Annotated in this window: 18 protein-coding genes; 2 read left to right on the forward strand and 16 right to left on the reverse strand. The window is 65.5% G+C overall.

The window, feature by feature from the left end:
• Window positions 1–505: 505 nt before the first annotated feature.
• The 7 genes from LDO15_RS09430 to LDO15_RS09460 are packed head-to-tail and all read right to left on the reverse strand — an operon-like array spanning window position 506 to window position 7,125.
• Window positions 506–1,204 (reverse strand): substrate-binding domain-containing protein, encoded by a 699-nt coding sequence (locus LDO15_RS09430; RefSeq protein ID WP_223986336.1) that lies wholly within the window; start codon window positions 1,202–1,204, stop codon window positions 506–508.
• Window positions 1,201–2,175: an aldo/keto reductase gene (locus LDO15_RS09435; protein ID WP_223986338.1), complete on the reverse strand. Its 975-nt coding sequence runs from the start codon at window positions 2,173–2,175 to the stop codon at window positions 1,201–1,203. The genes LDO15_RS09430 and LDO15_RS09435 overlap by 4 nt, the downstream gene beginning before the upstream one ends.
• The gene (locus LDO15_RS09440; protein ID WP_223986340.1) at window positions 2,172–3,125 is read right to left on the reverse strand and encodes a Gfo/Idh/MocA family oxidoreductase; all 954 of its coding nucleotides are present in this window, start codon (window positions 3,123–3,125) and stop codon (window positions 2,172–2,174) included. The genes LDO15_RS09435 and LDO15_RS09440 overlap by 4 nt, the downstream gene beginning before the upstream one ends.
• A 25-nt stretch (window positions 3,126–3,150) precedes the next feature.
• A complete protein-coding gene (locus LDO15_RS09445) occupies window positions 3,151–4,452 on the reverse strand; it encodes a protocatechuate 4,5-dioxygenase subunit alpha/beta (protein WP_223986343.1) in 1,302 nt (433 codons plus the stop codon).
• A 1-nt stretch (window position 4,453) separates the two neighbouring features.
• Window positions 4,454–5,392, reverse strand: a complete 939-nt coding sequence (locus tag LDO15_RS09450; protein WP_223986346.1) for an amidohydrolase family protein — start codon at window positions 5,390–5,392, stop codon at window positions 4,454–4,456.
• Window positions 5,392–6,084: a 4-carboxy-4-hydroxy-2-oxoadipate aldolase/oxaloacetate decarboxylase gene (gene ligK / locus LDO15_RS09455; RefSeq protein ID WP_223986349.1), complete on the reverse strand. Its 693-nt coding sequence runs from the start codon at window positions 6,082–6,084 to the stop codon at window positions 5,392–5,394. The genes LDO15_RS09450 and ligK overlap by 1 nt, the downstream gene beginning before the upstream one ends.
• Window positions 6,085–6,096: 12 nt before the next feature.
• Window positions 6,097–7,125: an amidohydrolase family protein gene (locus LDO15_RS09460; protein WP_223986352.1), complete on the reverse strand. Its 1,029-nt coding sequence runs from the start codon at window positions 7,123–7,125 to the stop codon at window positions 6,097–6,099.
• Between the two features lie 146 nt (window positions 7,126–7,271).
• On the opposite strand from LDO15_RS09460, the gene LDO15_RS09465 reads away from it, so the two are divergent.
• Entirely contained in the window at window positions 7,272–8,177 is a 906-nt protein-coding gene (locus LDO15_RS09465) for a LysR family transcriptional regulator (protein WP_223986354.1), read from the forward strand.
• Window positions 8,178–8,457: 280 nt separating this feature from the next.
• Here LDO15_RS09465 and LDO15_RS09470 read toward each other — a convergent pair whose 3' ends face one another.
• The 5 genes from LDO15_RS09470 to LDO15_RS09490 all read right to left on the reverse strand — a co-directional run bounded on the left by LDO15_RS09470 (window position 8,458) and on the right by LDO15_RS09490 (window position 13,217).
• Window positions 8,458–9,108: a hypothetical protein gene (locus LDO15_RS09470; RefSeq protein WP_223986355.1), complete on the reverse strand. Its 651-nt coding sequence runs from the start codon at window positions 9,106–9,108 to the stop codon at window positions 8,458–8,460.
• Window positions 9,109–9,413: 305 nt separating this feature from the next.
• Window positions 9,414–10,622, reverse strand: coding sequence for an IS110 family transposase (locus LDO15_RS09475; RefSeq protein WP_223986247.1), 1,209 nt, complete (start codon window positions 10,620–10,622; stop codon window positions 9,414–9,416).
• A 762-nt stretch (window positions 10,623–11,384) separates the two neighbouring features.
• Window positions 11,385–11,858, reverse strand: coding sequence for a hypothetical protein (locus tag LDO15_RS09480; protein WP_223986357.1), 474 nt, complete (start codon window positions 11,856–11,858; stop codon window positions 11,385–11,387).
• An 830-nt stretch (window positions 11,859–12,688) separates the two neighbouring features.
• The gene (locus LDO15_RS09485) at window positions 12,689–12,856 is read right to left on the reverse strand and encodes a hypothetical protein (protein ID WP_223986359.1); all 168 of its coding nucleotides are present in this window, start codon (window positions 12,854–12,856) and stop codon (window positions 12,689–12,691) included.
• A gap of 70 nt (window positions 12,857–12,926) precedes the next feature.
• Window positions 12,927–13,217 (reverse strand): hypothetical protein, encoded by a 291-nt coding sequence (locus LDO15_RS09490; protein WP_223986361.1) that lies wholly within the window; start codon window positions 13,215–13,217, stop codon window positions 12,927–12,929.
• 487 nt (window positions 13,218–13,704) lie between these two features.
• Here LDO15_RS09490 and LDO15_RS09495 point away from each other — a divergent pair, with 487 nt between their 5' ends.
• Window positions 13,705–15,012 (forward strand): PLP-dependent aminotransferase family protein, encoded by a 1,308-nt coding sequence (locus tag LDO15_RS09495; RefSeq protein WP_223986363.1) that lies wholly within the window; start codon window positions 13,705–13,707, stop codon window positions 15,010–15,012.
• A gap of 380 nt (window positions 15,013–15,392) precedes the next feature.
• Here the strand turns inward: LDO15_RS09495 and LDO15_RS09500 are convergent, their stop codons facing one another.
• The 4 genes from LDO15_RS09500 to LDO15_RS09515 all read right to left on the reverse strand — a co-directional run bounded on the left by LDO15_RS09500 (window position 15,393) and on the right by LDO15_RS09515 (window position 21,355).
• Window positions 15,393–16,766 (reverse strand): NAD-dependent succinate-semialdehyde dehydrogenase, encoded by a 1,374-nt coding sequence (locus LDO15_RS09500; protein WP_223986365.1) that lies wholly within the window; start codon window positions 16,764–16,766, stop codon window positions 15,393–15,395.
• Window positions 16,767–16,795: 29 nt separating this feature from the next.
• On the reverse strand, window positions 16,796–18,445 hold the full coding sequence (locus LDO15_RS09505) for a thiamine pyrophosphate-dependent enzyme (protein ID WP_223986368.1): 1,650 nt from the start codon (window positions 18,443–18,445) through the stop codon (window positions 16,796–16,798).
• A gap of 200 nt (window positions 18,446–18,645) precedes the next feature.
• Window positions 18,646–20,322, reverse strand: a complete 1,677-nt coding sequence (locus tag LDO15_RS09510; protein ID WP_223986372.1) for an amidohydrolase — start codon at window positions 20,320–20,322, stop codon at window positions 18,646–18,648.
• A 115-nt stretch (window positions 20,323–20,437) separates the two neighbouring features.
• A complete protein-coding gene (locus LDO15_RS09515) occupies window positions 20,438–21,355 on the reverse strand; it encodes a LysR family transcriptional regulator (protein ID WP_223986375.1) in 918 nt (305 codons plus the stop codon).
• Between the last annotated feature and the right edge of the window lie 66 nt (window positions 21,356–21,421).

A 21,421-nucleotide genomic window follows, 5' to 3' on the forward strand; every position in this document is an offset into this window, starting at 1 on the left:
GTCAGGCATTTCATGAGGCCCGATCGAGCATTTCGGCGCGTTTGGTGACGGCGTGGACGTAGTCGTTCAGGGTTCGGTTGGCGTCGGGGCCGGTGTTTCCGAGGAGTGCCTTCATGGGTCAGCTGACTTCTTCTTTGACTGTGAGGTGGGTGAGCCCGTCCTATGGTGACAGGGTGAGGTGCGTACGCCTTTCAGCAGGCCGAGCGGCAGGCCGCTGGCCCCGGTCATGACTTCTCCGGGTATTTGCTGGACGCTGAGGCGGAGTCTTCGGCCGCGGCCGTCGGTGGTGTTGATTCGGACGGTTCCGCCAAGCGCAGTTCGCCGTCGATTGCGGTGATCCCCGAGTCCCATACGGTGAATTTCGCACTGCCCGTGATGACGTCCCCAGACGGTCGAGGCCCGTGCGTTGATCAGCGCCTCCGCCGCAGAGTAGTCCACCTCTGCGCGGTTCGCATCGGTGTAAATGTCTGCTGATCCATAACAGCCAATCCGTCACAGCGAGACTTCAGGGCGCGCCAAAACTGTGCAAGGACTTGATGGACGCCGCGAGGTCGGAGCGGAAGAAGGCCAACAGCTCCGCAGCGCCCGCCGCGTTGCTGGAGGATGTCGCGACAGCACCCGCGAAGACCGTGCTGATCGCGCAGTCGGCGGGGAGGACGCCGAGGATGCGCACGCCGGGCTGCCCGACCAACTCGCTGAGCTGCTGCAGGCCGAGATCGACCTCGCCCTCGGCGAGCAGGCGCGCCACGGGCACGCCTGGACGGGCCTGCACCAGCCGGTCGCGGACCTCATCGGTCATGCCCCAGTGGTCGATCATTAGCAACAGTTCGGTTCCGCTCGGACCGGTGGAGTATCCGATGCGGGATGCCGTGCGCAGGGCGCTGCGAAGCTCATCGGCATTCGCAAAGGCCGTGCCTTCGGGACGTTTGGCTGCATCGGGGCTGTGTGTGGGCACGCCTACGGCTACCTCCGACAGGACGATCGGGGCGATGGATGCCGGATCGACGTGCCGCTCGGCTGCGAGGCGTTGGAGAGCATCTACGGCGAGGAACACAAGGTCGAACGGCTCGCCGGCGGCAACCCGCCGGGCGGCGTCCACTCCGCCGACGGATTCGAGCTGCAGAAGCGGTAGCCCCGCCGCGGCGGCAGCTTCAGCGAGGTCGGCGAGAACGTGGCGGGTGGCCATCGACGAGATCGCCCTCATGCGGCATCCTCGAAGGTCTCGGCATCGACTTCGGCGGCAGATGCCGGTGCATAGCGCGCGCCAGAGATGGTGGTCGTGCCAATCAGCTCGCCGGCCCGCGCCAGCAGCGCGCCGTCGACAGAGATGCCGACCGCCGCCATGTTCTCGCGCAGGTGCGCGACGCTCGTTGTTCCCGGGATCGGCAGAACGTGATCGCCGCGGGAGAGCAGCCAGGCCAGTGCGAGCTGTGCTGGCGTGCAACCGGCCTCCGCGGCCAGCTCTCGCCAGGAGTCCAGCAGTGCCGCATTCGCACCCCAGTGCTCGGGCTGGAAGCGCGGCATGCTGCGGCGGATGTCGTTCGGGGCCATCTCGCCCGGGTCCTTGATGGCATCGGCCAGGAAGCCCCGTGCGACCGGCGAAAACGCAACCAGAGTCACGCCGTCCTCGCGAGTGGCGTCGAGCATGCCAAGCTCGGCATTGCGACTCCACAGCGAGTACTCGTTCTGCACGGCCGCGATAGGGGTGATTGCCTGCGCCTCGCGCAGCCGCGCCACCGACACCTCGGACAGGCCGATTGCGCCGATCTTGCCCGCGGCGACCATCTCGGCCAGCGCGCCGACGCTGTCGCCGATCGGCACCTTCTTGTCCCAACGGTGCAGGTAGTACAGGTCGATGTAGTCGACACCGAGCCGGCTCAGCGAAGCATCGACCTGTGCGCGCAGCGTATCGGGGCGTCCATCGATGACTTTCACGCCGTCGACGGACGCCATCCCGCATTTGCTCGCCAGGAACACCTCGTCGCGGCGCCCCGCGATCGCGGCACCGACAAGTTCCTCGTTGCGGCCGCCGCCGTAAAGCGTCGCCGTGTCGAGCATCCCGATGCCTTCATCAAGAGCCGCGCGCAGCATCGCCAGCCCCTCGTCACGCGCCAGGGGGACGCCGTACGCGTGGCTCAGCGACATGCAGCCGAGCCCGGTGGAGGGCAGCCTCACGTCAGCTGCTTCTCAAGCGAGCCGAGCACGCGGTAGCAGTCGATCACCTGGCGAAGCGACGAGTTCGGCTCGCGTCCCTCGCGGATAGCCGAGATGAACTCACGATCCTGCAGCTCGATACCGTTCATGCTGACAGCGACGTGCGACACGTCGATCGACTCCTCACGGCCGTTGTAGAGGTCGTCGTAGCGCGCGATGTAGGTCTCGGTGTCGCCGATGTAGCGGAAGAACGTGCCGAACGGCCCGTTGTTGTTGAACGACAGTGACAGCGTGCAGATCGCGCCCGACTCGCTCTTGAGCTGGATCGACATGTCCATCGCGATGCCGAGTTCGGGGTGGACCGGGCCCTGGATCGCGTTCGCCTGCACGATCCTGCCCGCCTGGTAGGCGAACAAGTCGACGGTGTGCGCGGCGTGGTGCCACAGCAGGTGGTCGGTCCAGGACCGGGCCTCGCCCTTCGCGTTCGTGTTGGTGCGGCGGAAGAAGTACGTCTGCACGTCCATTTGCTGCACGTGGAACTCGCCCGAGGCGATCCGGTTGTGCACCAACTGGTGCGAGGGGTTGAAGCGGCGGGTGTGGCCGACCATTGCGACGCGATCGGATGACTCAGCTGCCTCGAGCGCTGCCTCCGCGTCCGCGAGCGAGTCGGCCAGCGGAATCTCGACCTGCACGTGCTTGCCGGCGGCGAGCACCGCCTGGGTCTGAGACGCGTGGAGTCCCGTGGGCGTCGCAAGGATCACCGCATCGACGTCGTCGCGCTCGAGCACGGCGTCCAAGCCGACAACGGCGTTCGCGACGCCGTATTTCTCGGCGACCGCCTGGGTCGGTTCGAGCCGCGTGCCGCTGACGACGGTCACCTCGGCATCGGGGATGTTCATCAGGCCGTCGAGATGTTTCATGCCGAAGGCGCCTGCGGCGCCGACGACGGCCACACGGATCTTCTCAGTCATGGGGGCTCCTTTGTCGCGGATGCGGTCAGTCGGTCGGGTTCGTGAGAACAAGGTGGCCGACGGCGGTGTTCGACGCGGGCACGTGGTAAAAGCGGTGGTTCACTTCGGGGCTCTCGCCTCCGAACTGATCATCCATCGCGCCGCGCGCGATGAGCCAGTCGACGAGCTCGATGCCCTCGGACCCGGCCTCGTCGACGTACTCCATGTGCTGCCACTCGGTCAGGCCCACGGGGTCGGCGATGAGGTGGTCCAGGAACGCGTTGTCCCACTCCTCGTTAATGAGGCCGGCACGCGGGCCCTGCAGCTGGTGGCTCATGCCGCCGGTTCCCCAAATTTGGACGTTGAGCGGCTCACCGTCCCACTTGTCGAGCGCACGGCGGAGCGCACGCCCGAGTTCGTAGCAGCGACGTCCGGACGGCACAGGGTACTGCACCACGTTTACGGCGAGGGGGATGACCTTGACGGGCCACTCCTCGACATCGCCATACACGAGCGACAGCGGCACCGTGAGGCCGTGGTCGACGACCATCTCGTTGACGAGCGTGAGGTCGAAGTCGTCCTGGATCACGGACTGGGCGATGTGTGCGGCCAGCTCGGGATAGCCTTTGACGTCGGGCACCGGGCGAGGGCCGTAGCCCTCGTCCGCGACCGGGTACTCCGCGCCGGTGCCGAGCACGAAGGTCGGGATGATCGATGAGTCGAAGGCCGTGGCGTGGTCGTTGTACACCAGGATGACGACGTCGGGCAGGTTCTCCCTGGCCCACTTTCGCGTCCACTCATACCCGGAGAACACCTTCTTCCAGTACGGCTCCTCGGTCTTGCCGAGGTCCATCGCCGCGCCGATCGCCGGCACATGCGAGGTGAAAAGTGCCGAGGTGTACTTCGCCGGAGCATCCTGCCGCATCGTCTCGGCCTTCTCGCCGGGCACCGGAGGCGTCCATCCGTCGAGATCCTTGAGGCGGTTTCCCTCCGGGCGGCGCCCGCCGCCGAGCATCATGTCGCGGTAGGCGGCCTCAGACATGCCGGTCATCGAGCCGGCCATCTGCTGGAAGCTCAGGCCGTGAGTGGCGCCGATCTTGCTCAGGAAGTAGATGTTGCCGCCCTCGGCCATCATGGCGTTGAGGTCCATGTCCAGCACGGCCTGGCGCTGCTTCGGCGAAAGGGGCCACTCGTCGAGGTAGGCCCCGCGGTCGGCGAGGTAGCGCTCGCGGTTCTCGGGCTTCATGAGCGACATCGAGAACTGGTTGAGGTGGTATCCCTTGCGGGCCTGCTCGGCGTCGAAGATGATCGTGCCGGGAACGTCCTTGTACGGCTTGTCGAGTGTCATGTCATACTCCTTCGGGCCAGTAGAGGCGGCGAGGATTGTCGACAAGCAGCTGCTGCTGCAGTTCCGACGTCGCCGCGATCTGCGGAATGTAGTCGACCAGAAGCCCGTCGTCGGGCATGTGGTCCTTGAGGTTGGGGTGCGGCCAGTCGGTTCCCCAGAGGACGCGGTCGGGGAACTCCTCGACCACGCGGCGGGCGAAGGGCACGACGTCCCGGTAGGCGTGCTGTTCGCCGTGGAGAGCGCGCGGTCCGGTGACGGACAGACGCTCGGGGCAGGAGACCTTGGTCCACACGTTGGTGTTCTCACGCATGAACCGCAGGAACAGTCCGAACTCGGGACCGTCCGGGTCCTTGGTCACGTCGGGCCGTCCCATGTGATCGACGACCACGTCGGTCGGGATCGACGAGAAGAAGTCGTACAGCTCGGGCAGGTCCTCGGCCTCGAAGTAGATCACAACGTGCCATCCGAGTGGCGCGATCTTGGCCACGATCTCCTCGAGCGAGTCGGTGGGCACGCGGTCGACCAGGCGTTTGACGAAATTGAACCGGACGCCCCGTACCCCGGCCTTATGCAGCTCGGCGAGTTGCTCGTTGGTCACGTCACGGCGGACGGTCGCAACTCCGCGGGCGCGACCTGCGCTGCGCTGCAACGCGTCGACCAGGGCTCGGTTGTCGGAACCGTGGCATGTCGCCTGCACGATGACATTGCGGTCGAAGCCCAGATGGTCTCGCAAGGCGAACAGCTGGTCCGCCGAGGCGTCGCACGGGGTGTACTTGCGCTGAGGTGCGTAGGGGAACTGCCCGCCCGGCCCGAATACGTGGCAGTGGGCGTCTACAGAGCCCTCGGGCAGCCGGAACGTCGGTGCGCTCGGCCCGTCGTACCAGTCGAGCCAGCCCTCCGACTTCTCGAAATCGCCGGTGGTGTCGCCGTGTGTCATCATCAGTTCTCCACGTATTCCAGGCCGGCCTTGGCGAGAGGCTCGCGCATGCCGTACACATCCAGTCCCAGGACGCCCTCACGGAACTTTACGCGTTTGGCTTCCTCGTTATCCTCGCGCTTCTGGCTGGCGTCTGCCACCGCTCCGACCAGTTCGCGCGGGACAACCACCACGCCGTCGACGTCGGCCACGACCACATCGCCCGGGTTCACCACGGCGTTCGCGACCACCACGGGGATGTTCACCGATCCGAGGGTGGCTTTGACCGTGCCCTTGGCGTTGACAGCGCGGGAGAACACCGGGAAATCCATCTTCTCCAGATCGGCGACGTCGCGGACACCGCCGTCGATCACCAGGCCCTTGCAGCCGCGGGCGGTCAGCGAGGTGGCGAGCAGCTCGCCGAAGAAGCCGTCCTCGCTTTCGGTGGTGCATCCGGCGACGATCACATCGCCCTCCTGCACCTGCTCGGCCGCGACGTGGAACATCCAGTTGTCACCGGGCTGCAGCAGCACGGTCACTGCCGGACCACAGAGCTTGGCGCCGGTGTAGGCCGGCCTAATGTAGGGGCGCAGGAGCCCGACTCGCCCCATCGCCTCGTGGATGGTGGCGACGCCGAACCGCGAAAGCCGTTCGACGTCCGTGGGATCCGGACGTTCGATGTTGGTGCGGACGATGCCGAGGTTGTTCAGTCGCATTTGATGGTCCTCTCAGAGTCCGCGCGCAGTGAGGGCGCGGTCAAGCCGTGGGTAGACACGGCGGGCGTTAGCTTCGAACACCTGCGCGCGCTGCGCGTCGTTCAGGTGCGTGGTGGCGTCGACGTACCGCTTGGTGTCGTCGAAGTAGTGTCCGCTGCGCGGGTCGATGTCGCGCACGGCGCCGATCATCTCGCTCGCGAAGAGGATGTTCTCGGTCGGGACGACCTTGGTGAGAAGGTCGATGCCCGGCTGGTGGTACACGCAGGTGTCGAAGAACACGTTGTTCAGCATGTGCTCCTCGAGTGCAGGCTTACCCAGCGCCATTGCGAGTCCGCGGAAGCGGCCCCAGTGGTAGGGAACGGCGCCGCCGCCGTGGGGAATTACGAGCTTAAGCTCGGGGAAGTCGCGGAACAGGTCGCCCTGGAGCAGTTGCATGAACGCGGTGGTGTCGGCGTTGAGGTAGTGCGCTCCGGTCGTGTGGAAGGCCGGGTTGCACGACGTACTGACGTGCACCATGGCCGGGATCTCGTACTCGACGAGTTTCTCGTATATCGGGTACCACGAGCGATCGGTCAGCGGCGGGGACGTCCAGTTGCCGCCGGACGGGTCGGGGTTGAGGTTCACGGTGACGGCGCCGAGGTCCTCGACGGCGCGAGTAAGCTCGGCAACGCTCGTCGCGGGATCAGCACCGGGGGACTGGGGGAGCATCGCCCCCATGAGGAAGCGTTCGGGGTAGAGGCCGCTGACGCGGGCGCACAGGTCGTTGCAGATCCGGGCCCAGGTCTCGCTCACGGCGAGGTCTCCGATGTGGTGCGCCATGAACGAGGCACGAGGGCTGAATACGGTGACGTCGCTGCCGCGCTCGTTCATGAGCTTGAGCTGGTTGGCCTCGATGGTCTCACGGATGTCGTCATCGCTGATGCGCAGGGTCGAGGGGTCAGGAGCGTCCCCGCGTCCTTCAGTAAAAGCGATCTGCACGTCACGCCAGGCTCCGAGCTGTGCTGGAGCTGTGGTGTAGTGGCCGTGGATGTCGATAATCACGCGTGTCGTCCTTGTCACTGAGTGTAAGCGGTGCGAGAGGAGCTGCATGTCGTTGAACCAGTGCTGCCCAAAACTGACTTTAGGGGATGTGTGTCACTGTGATCCAATAGATATGCAAAGCCAGAGCCATAGATAGGATCTATGAGATGACGTTCACCGACCTGAACCTGATCCGGACATTCGTCACGCTGTACGAGCTGCGCAGCGTCACGGGCGCCGCCGGCCGGCTGCACGTGACACAGCCCACGGTCAGCTACTCCCTGAAGCGGCTCAGGGAACGGTTCGGCGACGAGCTGTTCCGTCGCGAGGGGAACGACATGGTGCCGACGGCGAAGGCTACGCAGCTGTTCGGCCCCCTACACAACGCCCTGGCACAGATAGACGCGACCGTCATCGGGTCGGAAGTGTTCGAGCCGACCGGATTCAGCGGCGAACTCGTCCTCGGACTCACCTCGATCGGCGAGCAGACCTTCCTCCCGCCGATCATGACCGCCCTCGGGCGCGTCGGCGCCGATCCGCGGATTCAGGTGGAACGGCTTGATTCGGACGAGGTCGAGGGCGGTCTGATCCGCGGAACCGTCGATCTGGCACTGACGGTGTCGCGGATCACCACACCGCGGCTGTGGCGGACGCACGTGCGCTCGGTCGAGTACGTGGCGCTGTCGTCCGGGGCGCATCCGCTGCCGGCGACGGGGCCTGACATGTTCGCGGGGAGGCGCTTTGTGCGGGTCTCCGCCCGCGGGGGACACGTGTATCCCGTCCAGGCGCTGACAGAGCACGACCTGATGTCCCAGGTCGTGCTGACCATGGAGGAATACGGCACCGTGCCTGCCGTGCTTGAGGCGACGGATCTGGTCGTGCTGCTGCCTCGGCATGTAGCGGGGGTGTTCTGCGGCTGGTTCCCCCGCCTTCGCATCGCCGAGCTGCCCTGGCCCGGGCAGAGCACACCGGTGGAGTTGTATACGCGGCGCGAGGCCAGCCTCTCGCAGGCGCAGCGATGGTTCCGCTCGCTGGTGCTTGATGCGGTTGCGGCGGATGAATACAGGTCGTAGTCGCTACCGTCTGCGGGCGTCTCAAGATCGGACGGGCCCCTCATGCTGCATCGGTTCGGCTGAAGAGGTCGGTGGGGACGGTGCGGCGCGGCGCCGCCAGTCGACCTGGAGATTGAGAGGTTCTTGCCATGAAGGCAGTTGTTATCCACGGCACTGGCAGCATGGTGTGGGAGGAGGATGCCACTCGCTCTTGAGGATCGGTTGGATCTGAGGCCAACTCATCGACGCCTCACAGGCAGAGTAAGTCAGGGCTCCCATCGTCGGCGGGCTCAAGCGGAGGCTAGCGTTTCGTCCTGTTCCAGCTGGCCTTACCCGGAGCGAACGGGCTGCGCACGTGGATCGACCACGACGAGTGCGGGTGGATCGTCAGAATCGCGTGCTCCCACCAGGCGCGGGCTTCGTCTGAGAGCTCCGGTAGCACCGCATCCTTGTCGGCGTCGTCTTCGGGGCGGGGACGCAGCGCCTTCCAGACCAGCTGCACCTCGGGCGCCCCGGTCGGGATCCCGTCGACGTCGATCACGGCACGATCCCACGGCAGCTGCAGTCGGGGGTCTCGGCGGTAGACCCAGAAGCGATCCGTGCCGTCCTCGACGTCGATCTGCAGTACCCATGCGCCCGTCGCGTCGTCGTGGATACGGACCGGCTGCAGATCGGCATCCATATCAGCCTTTGCCCAGGGGATCACACCGTCGCCTGACGGAACCCAAGCGCTAAACGGCGCCGGAATGTCGTGCACCAGCCGGGGCAGGTCGGCAGCCGTCGTGCTGACATCGGTATTGTGGTGCTCGCGAGTGCTCGTGCCGAGCCAGTGGTCGAGTGCCACCCCGCCGGAGAGCCACCAGCGCGCCGATGACAGACCGAGCAGCTCGGCAGCGGCGCGCGGGGTCAGCGGATCCCAGCGGGTCGCGAGGGTGGGTGCGGATGAGGCCATGAATCAAGGCTACCCGCCGACAGCGGGGGTTTGTCGAGGTGGTAATGGGATCGAGACCGCAGGAGTGCGCATGACGCCGACGACCGCGGGGAGTGCCGGGTGAATGTGAGTGATCAGAGCAGATCAAGGGAGTCTGCTGATGACATTCTTCGAGAACACCCCGTGGGCGGTTTGGGCGTACATCGGAGGTCCCTAATCCAATGACGGCCTGCACTAACTGGCATGCGGCGATTTACTGCTTGCAGTGATCGAACTCTCCCATCTCTCCCATCTTCGGGGTGTGTACATTGATGCTCCTATACACGTCAATGTTCTCTGAGCCAGGTTTCGTAGCGCTGGTGGAAGACATCATCCCGGCTGAGTCCGCGTTCCAGGCGGGACAGGGCGGTGGGCCAGACGTGGAGGGCGTCGGCGGCTTGCTGAAGGGTCAGGTGCTTAGCTGTGCGTGTTGTCCGGAGGGTTCCGGCGTCGGGTGCGGGGCGCGGGTGGCGGAGTTGGTCGTAGATTTCCCGGGCGACGTAGCGTTTGAGGCAACGCATGATTTCTTTGGTGCTTTTGCCCTCCTGACGCCGTCTGGCTACGTAGGCCCTGGTTCTGCTGTCGTAGCGCATCCGCACAAGGACCACGTGGTGGATGGCTTTGTTGGCCTGCCGGTCGCCGGCGCGGCTGAGCCGGTGACGGGACGTCTTTCCCGATGATGCGGGGATCGGTGCGACGCCGACCAGGGCGGCGAACTTCGCCTCTGTGGTGATGCGTTCGGGGTTGTCGCCCGCGGTGACCAGCAGCTGACTGGCGACGTCGGTGCCGACGCCCTGAAGGTCGCGCAGCATCGGTGCGTGGAAGGCGAGGATGGCGTCGAGTTCGGCATCGATCTGTGCCAGCTCGTGGTGCAGGTGCCGGTAGCGGACGGCGAGCCGTTTCAGCACGGTCGCGGTGCTGGCCAGCGGCTCGGAGACCGGTCCGGCGGGCCGTGTCCTCTCCAGCGCGGCCATCAGGGCCGGGCTCGTCATGGCCCGGTATTTGGCGCGGATGCTCTCCGGCGCGGTCACCAGGATCGCCCTGACCTGGGCCATCACGGCGACCCGGGCGCGCATGGCGGTGGCACGTTCCGCGCGCAGCACCCGCAACGATTCCACCGCTCCGTCGCGGGATTTCGGGGTGGTGGCGGCGCGGCCGGCGAGCACCGATTCGGCGGCCTGGTAGGCATCGAGCGGGTCGGATTTTCCCTGCAGCCGGCGCGCCTGCCGGTTCGGGCGCATCACCTCCACGACGTGAATGCCCTCGCGCACGAGCACGCGTGAGAGTTCGGCACCGTAGCTGCCGGTCCCTTCCACGCCCACGGCGAGGACGGGACCGAATCCGGTGATGAAGTCGATGATCCCCTGGTAGCCGGCACCCGCGGCCGGGAATTCCCTGTCGGCCATGTGCCGGCCGGTATCGGTGATGACGGCGACATGGTGGGTATCGGCGTGGGTGTCGATCCCGGCGATGACTTTCGTTTGTTCGTTTGCCATGATGAAACTGCCCTGACCTTCCGTTGCGTGCGGTGGAACACGAAGGGCACGCCGGCCGGGTGGGCAGACAAGACAGTAATGGGACTCTTCGAACAGGCTCCTATGAGGTCATGTCCACCTGGCCGCCGCGTCAACTGCAGGCTGTGGTGCGGCGGACAGATCAATGTCAAGACAAACCCTCACACGGGCGTCAGTCACACTTCGAGCCACGCCGCAACACAGGCCAATTCCATCATTACTGTGCACACTTTGGGCTTGGTATCGGAACACCTCGGATCGAGCCGGATCGAGCCGTACATCGGTCGGATCGGGCCGGATTCCGCATGTTTCCGGAGGAGCCTAGTGTTCACAGGGCTAGGTCGCCGGGGCTGAAAATCGTGCCTTCTGCGCCACCCCTGTCCCGGTACGGACAACGCCGACTGCCTGGCCTAACGCCCCCACAAATAGGCCGTCCGCTGCGGCACATGGAGAGTCGTCACCCGGGGAACCTGCAGGCCATGTGCCGGCGGCGCGGAATATAACTTGGTTCAGCGACCAGGCTGTTGCCCTGCTGAGCCATTCCGTCTGGATCAAACTTGATCATAAAGACCCAGAGGTACGGTTCGGACGCTTCGCCGAAAAAGGCTGGCGATGTCATCGCCTTGGAAACGGAAGATGGAATTCAGGCTAATTGTCATATTGAAGCGCTCAGGGCCTAATGCCATGACCAGACCAAATTTCGGGCAGAAAGACATCCGTCAGGACCGCAACGAACGTTGGGGATCACCCGCCAACCGCGGCCTGGGCCAAACGTTCAGCGCCATCAGCTAAGGCGTCCCTGAGCGGTCCTTCCCCGAGCCGGGATGCATAGGAAGCGAACACGGTGGCGCCGACGACCCGACCGGCGTTGATTTGCCAGGGTTCAGGCTGGGGACCATCAATTGGTCCCGGTCCCGGCCATGGGAAGGGCCACTTGCGAGGCCACGGCGTGCCGCACCAGTCATCGATCAGTTCACGCACCATGCGGACAGGATCATCACCGCGCAAGTCGGCCTCTACGGCAAGCCGAACGAGTTCACGTGCCATGAATCCGGCTTCCAACTGCAGTCGCTCGCCAATCTCTTTCGGAGGGAGCGGCTGGGGGTTGAGGGCGACAGCGTCGAATCTTTGGCGGATTAACGGGCCATGCGGGTAAATTGCATCCCATATTGCCGGATTGATGCGCGCTACGTGAGCAAGCAGAGTGCCGTAGTTCATGACCATCCTTCGAGACGTAAGAACGGCGGGCTGCCAGATGAGTCGCGTCAAGCAGCCCGTCCGCCGCGCTGCTTCGCGTCGTCAGATGGGCCCGCCTCGATGTTCTCCAACCGACGTCCTACCCTTGATGAAGGCAGAGTTTAGCCACGGAACCGTTACAGCAGCGTTATTCACGCCAGGGTATGCCCGCACCTGGCTGGGACGGGTTGCTGTCCGCCGCCGAGCCCGGCACACGGGATGAACTGGTGACGGAGTAACCAAAAAAGCCAAGATTTCCGAAATTGGCTTGTGGACAATGTCCACACTTTGGGCATCGGACTGGGTTGTAAATCGGTCGGATCGGGCCGGATTCCGGATTGCCGATGTTTCCGCGGGATCCCAGTGTTTGTGATTGGCTATGCGAAGGCTTGAAACAACACCTGGAGGAACAGAAGGAATCCAAATCACCATCTCCTCAGTTGCAGCCCAAGCTAGAGTGCACCGATCCTTTATCCACCGCCATCTCGACCTTCGCGCGGACGTTTACACCGCCGCCGACCAGCCATCGGCAGCAGCCACCGCCACCACGGCTACACGCCAAAGCCTCGAAGCCGACAACCTGAACCTGAGGGCCACCATCCGCCGCCAGACACAGCACATCTCCGACTTGGCAGCGTCACGCCCGTCTCCGCGACCACCGCCGATACCCGAAAGCCGTCCCACTCGGGCCCGTACCAGGAGCCGCCGGGAAGCAGGTCCGGGCCGGGGAATCGGTTCACGGGTTTGGCCATGGTCAGGGATGGCACGCGAAGGTCCGTCGGCAGGAGCTCTGACATGGCGGGCCGGGGAGATCAGTAGGGGCTCGAGAAGACCGGGGCCTGGGCGGCGCCCCGAGTGTCGGTGTCGCCTACCGCTGTCGCCGTCGCGGCGTCGGGGTCCGAGAAGACCACACGATGGGTTTGAGCGGTCGCGGTTTCGTCTGTCGCGTGAAAGGCCGGCGCGGTCGTGGTCGTCGTCATAGCCATCATTTGTACGGCATGACCGGCCGAAGGTGCCAGTCGACGCGCCTGTCCGCGTGCCGCTGAGCTGCTACGTCCGCGGCATGAGGGTGAAGAACGACTTCGGATCGTCGGAGCCGAGAAGGTCGCGGTGGAAGGAGATGGCATCGACCGGGAAGGAGTTCACGAAAAGGACGGCCACTGACGCGGAATGCACGACGGTGTACCGGGTCACTGATTCGAGCCATGACATCAGTCCGGTGTAGTCCTCAATGAGGAGTCCGTCGCCCAGGAGGCCACGTTTCGCGAGTAACTCCTCGACTGCGTGCCATTCCCAATCCATGAGCTCATTGATCGCTGCTTCCACTGTTGGAGTGCTCATATCTCGATGGTGGCACCGGTTATCGTCAATTAGAGGAACTTGCGCCGCGCGTGTCGTCATGCCGGCCGATCCATGCCTCAGCCCTGCTGCCATTTGGTCCTGCGGCGGTCTTCCCGGGACGACCCGACGGGCCACCGGTGCAACCTTCATGGCCGGGAGCGTCTGGAACTGCATGACCTGGCGCAACTGGGGGAGCGGGATAGTGGTTTCTTGTTCCGTCAGTGCGGGGCGTGATCGGTGGGGACAAGCGATACGGACGTACCTATTGATGCATTCCAGCTAGTTCTGCACTTCCGTGACCCTACGGGGCGGGTCGCTGTGGCGCCACAAGGCGGCGACTTGAACTGCCACCCGCCCGCCACGTTCTGGCCCTCCGTCGCCCACCGGTTCATGCCCTTCTGGTATGGCATTCTTCGGAGTTTGGTCTTAGACAGCATCCGCCGGCGAAACCGAGAATGGATGGATACTCATGGCTGAAAGGAATCCCATGTCCATATCAGTGGAATCTTCCGCAGGCGCTGCCCGCACTCCCGCAGCCACCGGCACCAGCGTCCAGGTCTCCCCGCAGGTCCTTGCGGAGCGCACCCTTGGCGCCCGCCCCTCAGAAGTCCGCAAAGTGTTTAGGGCGGCCCAGCGGCCGGGCATGATCTCCTTTGCCAACGGGGCGCCCTACCTCGGCGCGCTACCGTTCGAGCGGATTGCGCTGGATGCCCAGCGGATTCTGCTTGAGAACGGTGAGCGCTCGTTCCAGTATGGGTCCAGCGACGGCATTCCCGAGCTGCGCGCGCACATCGTCGAACTCATGAGATTCGAGGGCATCACGGCCGGACGGGACCAGGTTATCGTGACCTCGGGAAGCCAGCAGGCGCTAGACGTCGCCGCGCGCGTTCTCGTCAACCCCGGGGACGTCATCTTTGCTGAAGCACCCTCGTACGCCGGCGGTATGGCCATCTTCACCAGCTACGAGGCCGAAATAGTGCACGTGCCGATGGATGCCGACGGTTTGATCCCGGAGGAACTGGAGCGGCTCATTGGTGAAGTCCGGGCCGCGGGCAAGACGGCCAAGGGACTGTACACGATCCCCAACTTCCAGAATCCCGGGGGCGTGAACCTCTCGGCGGAACGCCGCCACCGGGTTGGAGAACTTTGCCGCAGCAACGATCTCCTGATCTTCGAGGACAACCCTTACGGGCTGCTTGGTTTCGACGGCGAAACCATGCGCGCCATCCAGCCGGAATTCGAAGACATCACCTTGTATTTCGGCTCTTTCTCCAAGATGATCGCACCAGGCCTGCGCGTGGGCTGGGTTCTGCCGCCCGCAACGCTATATGGACACCTGGTCAACGCCAGCGAGACCTCCCAGCTCAATCCCTCGGTGTTCTCCCAGCAGCTCATCAGCGCCTACCTCGACGATCCGGCCTGGCCGGACAAGCTCGCGGAATACCGGGGGATCTATCGTGAGAAGTTCACCGCCCTGGTGGAAACGCTGGAACAGGTCATGCCGGCTGGCACCACCTGGAACCGGCCTACCGGCGGCTTCTACTTGTGGGTGAGCCTCCCCGCGGGTATTGACACCGAAGCGCTGGTCTACGAATGCATCGAACGCGGCGTCGTGTACGTTCCGGGCACCGCGTTCTACACGGACGGAAGAGGCCACAGCGAACTCCGGATGTCCTTCTGTCTGCCGACGCTGGACGATATCCGCAAGGGCGCGGCCATCCTCGGCGACGTTTTCCGCGACGCAGCCGCCAAGGTGTCCGCTGAACCCGGCACCGCCGGGTCCCGAACGGACTAGGGCCAATCGCCTAAAGTCCTGCCGAAACCGCCACGTCGCCCGTATGCCGGCAGGCGGGCTCCGTGCGGGGCGGCACCACTAGCCTGGCAACGGACTTCATCGCCCCTGGGGATGGCGAAGCATCTCGTTGCCGGGCTAGTGGCGTGCCCTGGCCAGTCGGCCGATGGCGGGACAGGTCCCGATGAACGTCGTGGAAGCAGCGGCAACCGCGGCTTGCCTCGACGCCCTAACAGCTAAGTGGTCCTTGTGTGCACCTCCTCGGGCCTTGACGTCCCTCGTTATAGACGACGCGGCCGTTGCAGCACCCCGGAAATTGTTCCGGGGCGTTGCAACGGCCGCTGGAAGCGAAACGGGCCGGGCCGGTTCGCCGATAACCATGCCTACTTTCCGGTGCGGATCAGCTTCCGGTTGACGAATTCGTCCATGCCGTACTTGCCCAGTTCGCGGCCGACCCCGGACCGCTTGATGCCGCCAAAGGGAAGCTCGGCGGCAGTGCCGGGGGCCTCGTTGATGTAGACCATGCCGGTGTCCAGACGGTCCGCGATCTCCTGGGCCTTGACAGGATCAGTGGACTGGATGACGGCGCCGAGGCCGTAAACGGAGTTGTTGGCCAGTTCCACCGCTTCGTTTTCGGACGAAACACGGTACAGAACGGCGACCGGGCCGAAGAGTTCCTCGGAGAACGCGCGCATGTCCTCGGTCACTCCGGCGAGGACCGTCGGCTCGAACCAGGCACCGGGCTGGTCCATCCGGCTGCCGCCGGTGAGCACGGTGGCACCCTTGGCGACGGCGTCGTCCACCTGCGCGGCCAGACCGTCTAGGGCTGCGGCGGAGGACAGCGGCCCCATGAACGTGTCTGCCTCCGTGGGGTCGCCCACCTTCACAGCGGACACGGCGCCGACGAATTTCTCGACGAATTCGTCGTAGACGGCGTCGGCGACGATGATGCGTTTGGCGGCGTTGCAGGCCTGGCCGGTGTTGCCGAAGCGGCCGAACAGCGCGTGGGTAGCCGCCTGTTCCAGGTTGGCGGAGTCGAGCACCAGGAACGGGTCCGAGCCGCCGAGTTCCAGCACCACCTTCTTGAGGTTGCGGCCGGCGATCTCGGCGACGGCGGATCCCGCGCGTTCGGATCCCGTGAGGGAGACGCCCTGGACGCGGGGATCCGCGATGATGCCGGCGACTTGCTCGTTGGTGGCGAAGATGTTGACGTACGCACCTTCGGGTGCGCCGGCATCGAGGAAGATCTGTTCCATGGCCAGGGCGGACTCCGGGCACTGCGGGGCGTGCTTGAGCAGGATGGTGTTGCCGTTCATCAGGTTGGGGGCCGCGAACCTGGCCACCTGGTAGTAGGGGAAGTTCCACGGCATGATGCCCAAGAGCACGCCCAGGCCGTCCTTGCGGACGATCGCCTTTCCACCGGCGGCAACCTTGAGCTCGTCATCTTCGAGGAACGACGGGCCGTTCTCGGCGTAGTACCGGTAGATGGACGCGACGATGTCCACTTCGATCCGCGCCTGGAAAACGGGTTTGCCCATTTCCCGGGTGATGATCGCGGCGAGTTCGTCTCGGCGCTCGGTGTAGAGCTCGGCCACGCGGCCGAGGAGTTTCACCCGGTCCGCCAGCGCTGTCTTGTTCCATGCCCTGAAGGCGGCGTCGGCGGTGGCTACTGCGGTGTGGATCTGGGCGGCGGTGGCGGTGGGGTAGGCCTTGACGGGTTTCCCGGTGGCCGGGTTGGTGACGGCATAGAGGCTCATGCTGTGCTCCTTCAATTGGTTCGGATCGCTCAGGGGAGGGCGATCTGCGGGTCGGTGATGACGTGGATGATGGCCGGGATCCGTTGGTCCTGCACGGCCTTGAGGGAGCGTTCGACGGCGATCGCGGCGTGGTCGTCGCTGGTCACCGTTTCGCCGTGGCCTCCGAACGCGCGGGCAAATGCGGCAAAATCAGGGTTCGTCAGCTGGGTGCCGCTGACGCGGCCCGGGAAGTGGTGCTCCTGGTGGTCGCGGATGGTGCCGTACTGGCCGTTGTCCATCACGATGATGAGCATGGCGGCGCCGTGCTGCACTGCCGTTGCGAACTCCTGGCCGTTCATCAGGAATTCCCCGTCGCCGGCGATCGCGACCGCCAGGCGCTCCGGGCTCTGCAGGGATGCTGCCACCGCTGCCGGAACGCTGTATCCCATGGAACCGTTGCGCATGCTCAGCTGCGATGGGAACACATTCGTGGGCAGGTACCGCTGGGCCCAGGCGCAGTGGTTGCCTGCGCCGAAGCTGTAGACGGCGTCCTGCGGCAGGCGGGTCACCAGTTCGGAAATCACGGCACTCATGTGGCCGGTTCCTTCCCGGGTGGCAGGGAGGGCGGCCAGATCCGGGAGCGTGCTGAACGCGCTTTGCGCGGCGCGGCCGGCGGCGCGCCAGGCGTCCCACTGTGCGGCCTTTCCCAGCCGGAGGTCCTTGACTGCGTCGGCGAACGCGACCGGGCTGGCGAGGATGTGGGCGGTGACGGCGCCGGAGCGTCCGCGGAGGGAGCTGTCGATGTTGACGAGGATATTCGTGGCCTGGGGCGACTGCCGCAGGGTGTAGCCGTCCGTTGGAACGTCAGTGGGTACGGCGCCGATGGCCAACAGTACGTCGGCTTCGGCGAAGATCCGTGCCGTGTTTCCAGTGCGGCCGTAGCCCAGGGCGCCGACGAAGACCTCGGAGTGGAAGGGGATGCGGTCCGAGGCGCGCCAGTCCTGGATTACCGGGATGCCGTTGGCCTCGGCAAAGGCCGTCACGGCGGCCGCCGCTGCGGGCGTCCAGCGCTGGCCGCCGACGAAGATGGCGGGCTTTTCGGCACCGGCAAGGGCCGTGGTGATGAGCTCCAACTCCGCGGAGGATACTGCCCCTTCGGCAACCGTGATCACCGGGTGCAGGTCGTCGACGAATTCGTGGGTGATGACGTCTTCCGGCAGGCCGACGACGACGGGGCCGGGACGGCCGGACTTGGCGGCGAAAAACGCCTCGGCCACCACCTCCGACGCCCGGGAGGCCTCGTCGAGCACAAAAACGCGCTTGGCCTGGGTGCCGAACCAGGCATTGGGGTCGAACTCCTGGAAGGACTCGCGCATGCGGTCCGCGACCGGGATCAAGCCCACGAACAGGACCATCGGTGTAGCGTCCTGCCACGCGGCGTGGATGGCAACGTAGGCATTCGCGGCTCCCGGGCCGCGGGTCACCATGGCCACGCCCGGTTCGCCGGTGAATTTGCCGTGGGCTTCCGCCATGTACGTGGCACCGCCTTCCTGGCGGCACACGATGGTCTCGATATCGGCTCCGTGGAGCCCGTCGAGCACGGCAAGGTAGCTTTCGCCCGGGACCGCGAATACACGGTTGACGCCGTGCAGGGCCAGGGAATCGACGATCGCCTGGCCGGCGTGGGTGTTCTTCTCCAACGTAGTGCTCCTAAACAGGGGTTTGAGCCAGGGAACTGGCGGACAGCTGGGGTGCTGGCAGGGTGGCCGGCATGTGGGTTTCCCTCAAGTATTGGCAATCAAGTTCATGCTGTCTAATACATAAAAAGTTCAAAATACATAACTAAAAAGCATGTAGATGGCACCGAGTGGTCCATGGACTCAGTGGCGGGCATGCCGGCCTAAAGGCTGCCGCAGGCCACCTTGCCGTCGACGACCGTGGCCGTGACCCGAACGTCGCAGATGGCGTCCGCCGGAACCTCATAAATGTCCTCGGACAGGGCAACGAAGTCCGCGAGCATGCCGTGGGAAAGCGTGCCCTTGTAGTGGTCCTCATGTGCGGCGTGCGCGCTGCCCACGGTGTAGGCGCGCACGGCCTGGGCGACGCTGATGCGCTCCTCGGGCACGAAGTCCGCGCCGGAGGAGGTCCGGCGGTTCACGAGATCATGGACGTTCAGGATGGGATCCCCGGACACCACGGGCGCGTCGGTGCTGGCAGGAATCTCGATCCCGGCATCGAGCAGGGCCTTCACGCGGTAGGACAGTCGCGTCCTTTCGGGCCCCAGCGCCCGCGCTGCGCCGTCGCCGAGTTCATTGATGAAGCGGCCCTGCGGTACGGGGATGAGGCCGAGCGATGCCAGCCGCCGGATCTGCGCATCGCCGGCAACGTTCACGTGCTCGATCCGGTGCCGTGCGTCCGGCCGCGGGTAGAGATCCTGGGCCTCCTCGAAAATGTCCAGCACAACGTCCAGTGCGGCGTCGCCGATGGCGTGGGTGGCCACCTGCCAGCCGGCACGGTGCGCGCCGATGATCCGCCGCCGCAGTTCCGCGGCGGGGAACTGGAGCAGCCCGCGGTTGCCCTTCTCCGCCCCGGCGTCGTGCTGGTAGTCGCAGCACATGAAGGCGCTGCGGCCGATCAGCGAGCCGTCGGACAGGATCTTGGCCGGGCCCAGCCGGAGCCACTCATCGCCGAATCCCGTCCGCATGCCCAGATCCAGGCCCATGCGGGCAACAGGGCCGGCGCCAGCCTGACCGACCGGACCGGACTCGTCGCCCAGCCCGTGCAGGGTGGTGAGGTAGGGCATCACCGTGGCGCGCACGCCCAGCATCCCGGCATCGCGCGCAGCCTGGTAGCCGGCCAGGTCGGACAGGCTGTGGCCGATGTGCTGCGGGGCGCCCAGCCCCGGCTCGGTGATGCTGGTGACGCCCAGTTTCAGCAGCGCGGCGCTGCCCGCGCCAACCATCGCGGCGACGTCGTCCACACTTGGCGCGGGAATGGCGTCCATGACTAGTGCCCGGGCCGTCTCCTGAAGCAGCCCGACGGCCCTGCCGTCGGCATCGGCGGGGGCGGCCCCGCCGTCGGGCGCGGTGACGTTGCGCCGGCCGGGGTACCCGGCCCGCTCGAAGGCGGCCGTATTGGCCACGCCCATGTGCCGGGAGTTGTGCATCAGCCAGACGGGGTGGCCGTGGCTGACCGCGTCCAACTGCTCCGCCGTGGGGTGCTGGTTGCCGAGGTAGTTCTGGTCGTACCCTGCGCCCTGGACCCACGCCCCTGGCGGTGCTGCTGCGCATGCGCGCTCCACCGTGGCCAGCAACTCGTCCATATTTGCGCACACGGAGGGGCGGACATCGGCCTGGACCAGCGCCTGGCCCACATAGCTGAGGTGGCAGTGCGCGTCATTGAACCCCGGCACGACGGCGGCGCCCCCCAGATCGTGGACGTCGCGGAAGAGGGAACCGGGCAGTTCGTCATCGAGGCTGATGATGCGTCCATCATGGACGCCCACGCTGCGGGCCCGCGGACGCCGGGCATCCTGGGTGTAAAACGATCCGTTGGTGTAGAGCACGTCCAAGAGCATGCATTTCTCCCGATTCTGTGGATTGCATCATTGCGTTCAATCCAGTATCGGAATCCGTTTTCATGCTGTCTAATGTCTATTTGGTTGATAGTCAATGCCAATCTGGCATCCTATTCTAGGCTTTCGACTCGTCCTCAATGATCGCGCCCTGCCTGTTCAGGAACCTCCGCAGACGAACGGCCACCGCCCGGATGGATTCCTCGGCGAAGTGCCCGGGGATCCAGGCCGTGTGCAGGGGCAGCCGGAGGGCATGTCCCGGCTGACCGTTACTGCCCGCCAGGATTCGAATCGGGTGGGTGCCATAGGCAGGCAGGTCGGTGGTCACGCCAATGCCGTGCCCGGCCGCCGCCAGTGCCATGATGGTCTGCCCGTCGTCACATTCGGAGACCTGGCGGAAGCTCAGGTGGCTCTGGTTGAGGGCGTCGTCGAGAATGTAGCGGCTGACGCTCTGGTGTGAGGGCAGGATGGCATGCTGGCCGCACAGGGCAGATAGCGGGAGTTCGGACACCCCGTCCCGCGCCCATTCGTGGTCCGCCGCGACGTAGGCGGTCAGCGGGATGCTGCCCAGCGGCATGGTGGCCAGGCCCGGCTCCGGCGGCGCCGGGGAGACGGCGAAGTCGCTGCCGTGAAGGAGGGCCTCGGCAATGGCGAAGTGGCTGGTTTCGCGCGTGATAATCAGCGGATCCTCCGGGCTGGTGGTGGCGATGTAGGGTGCCAGGAAGCCCCGGACGGAGGCTGCGGTAGCGGCAGCCACGAGCGTGGCGACCCGTCCTGTCCGCAGCGCGTCAGCGGCATCTTCCAGGCTCTGCGTCTCCAGCATGAGGCGGCGGGCGGCCGGAATGAAGGCCCGGCCGGCGGGCGTGAGCGCAAGCTTGTTGCCCTGTGCCTCGAACAGACGCAGTTTGAGCTCATTTTCCAGGGTCTTGATCTGCCGGCTGAGGGCCGGCTGGGCAATGTGGATCCGTTCCGCCGCGGCAGTGACGGTGCCGGCGTCCACAACGGCCAGGAAGTACTGCAGGCGGCGTAGATTCATGGGGAAAGCATGCCCTTTCGGCATACACAAATGCAAGAAGAAGTATTGGCGGGTATGCACTGGCCC

The sequence above is a fragment of the Arthrobacter sp. NicSoilB8 genome, assembly GCF_019977355.1.
Taxonomy (GTDB): domain Bacteria; phylum Actinomycetota; class Actinomycetes; order Actinomycetales; family Micrococcaceae; genus Arthrobacter.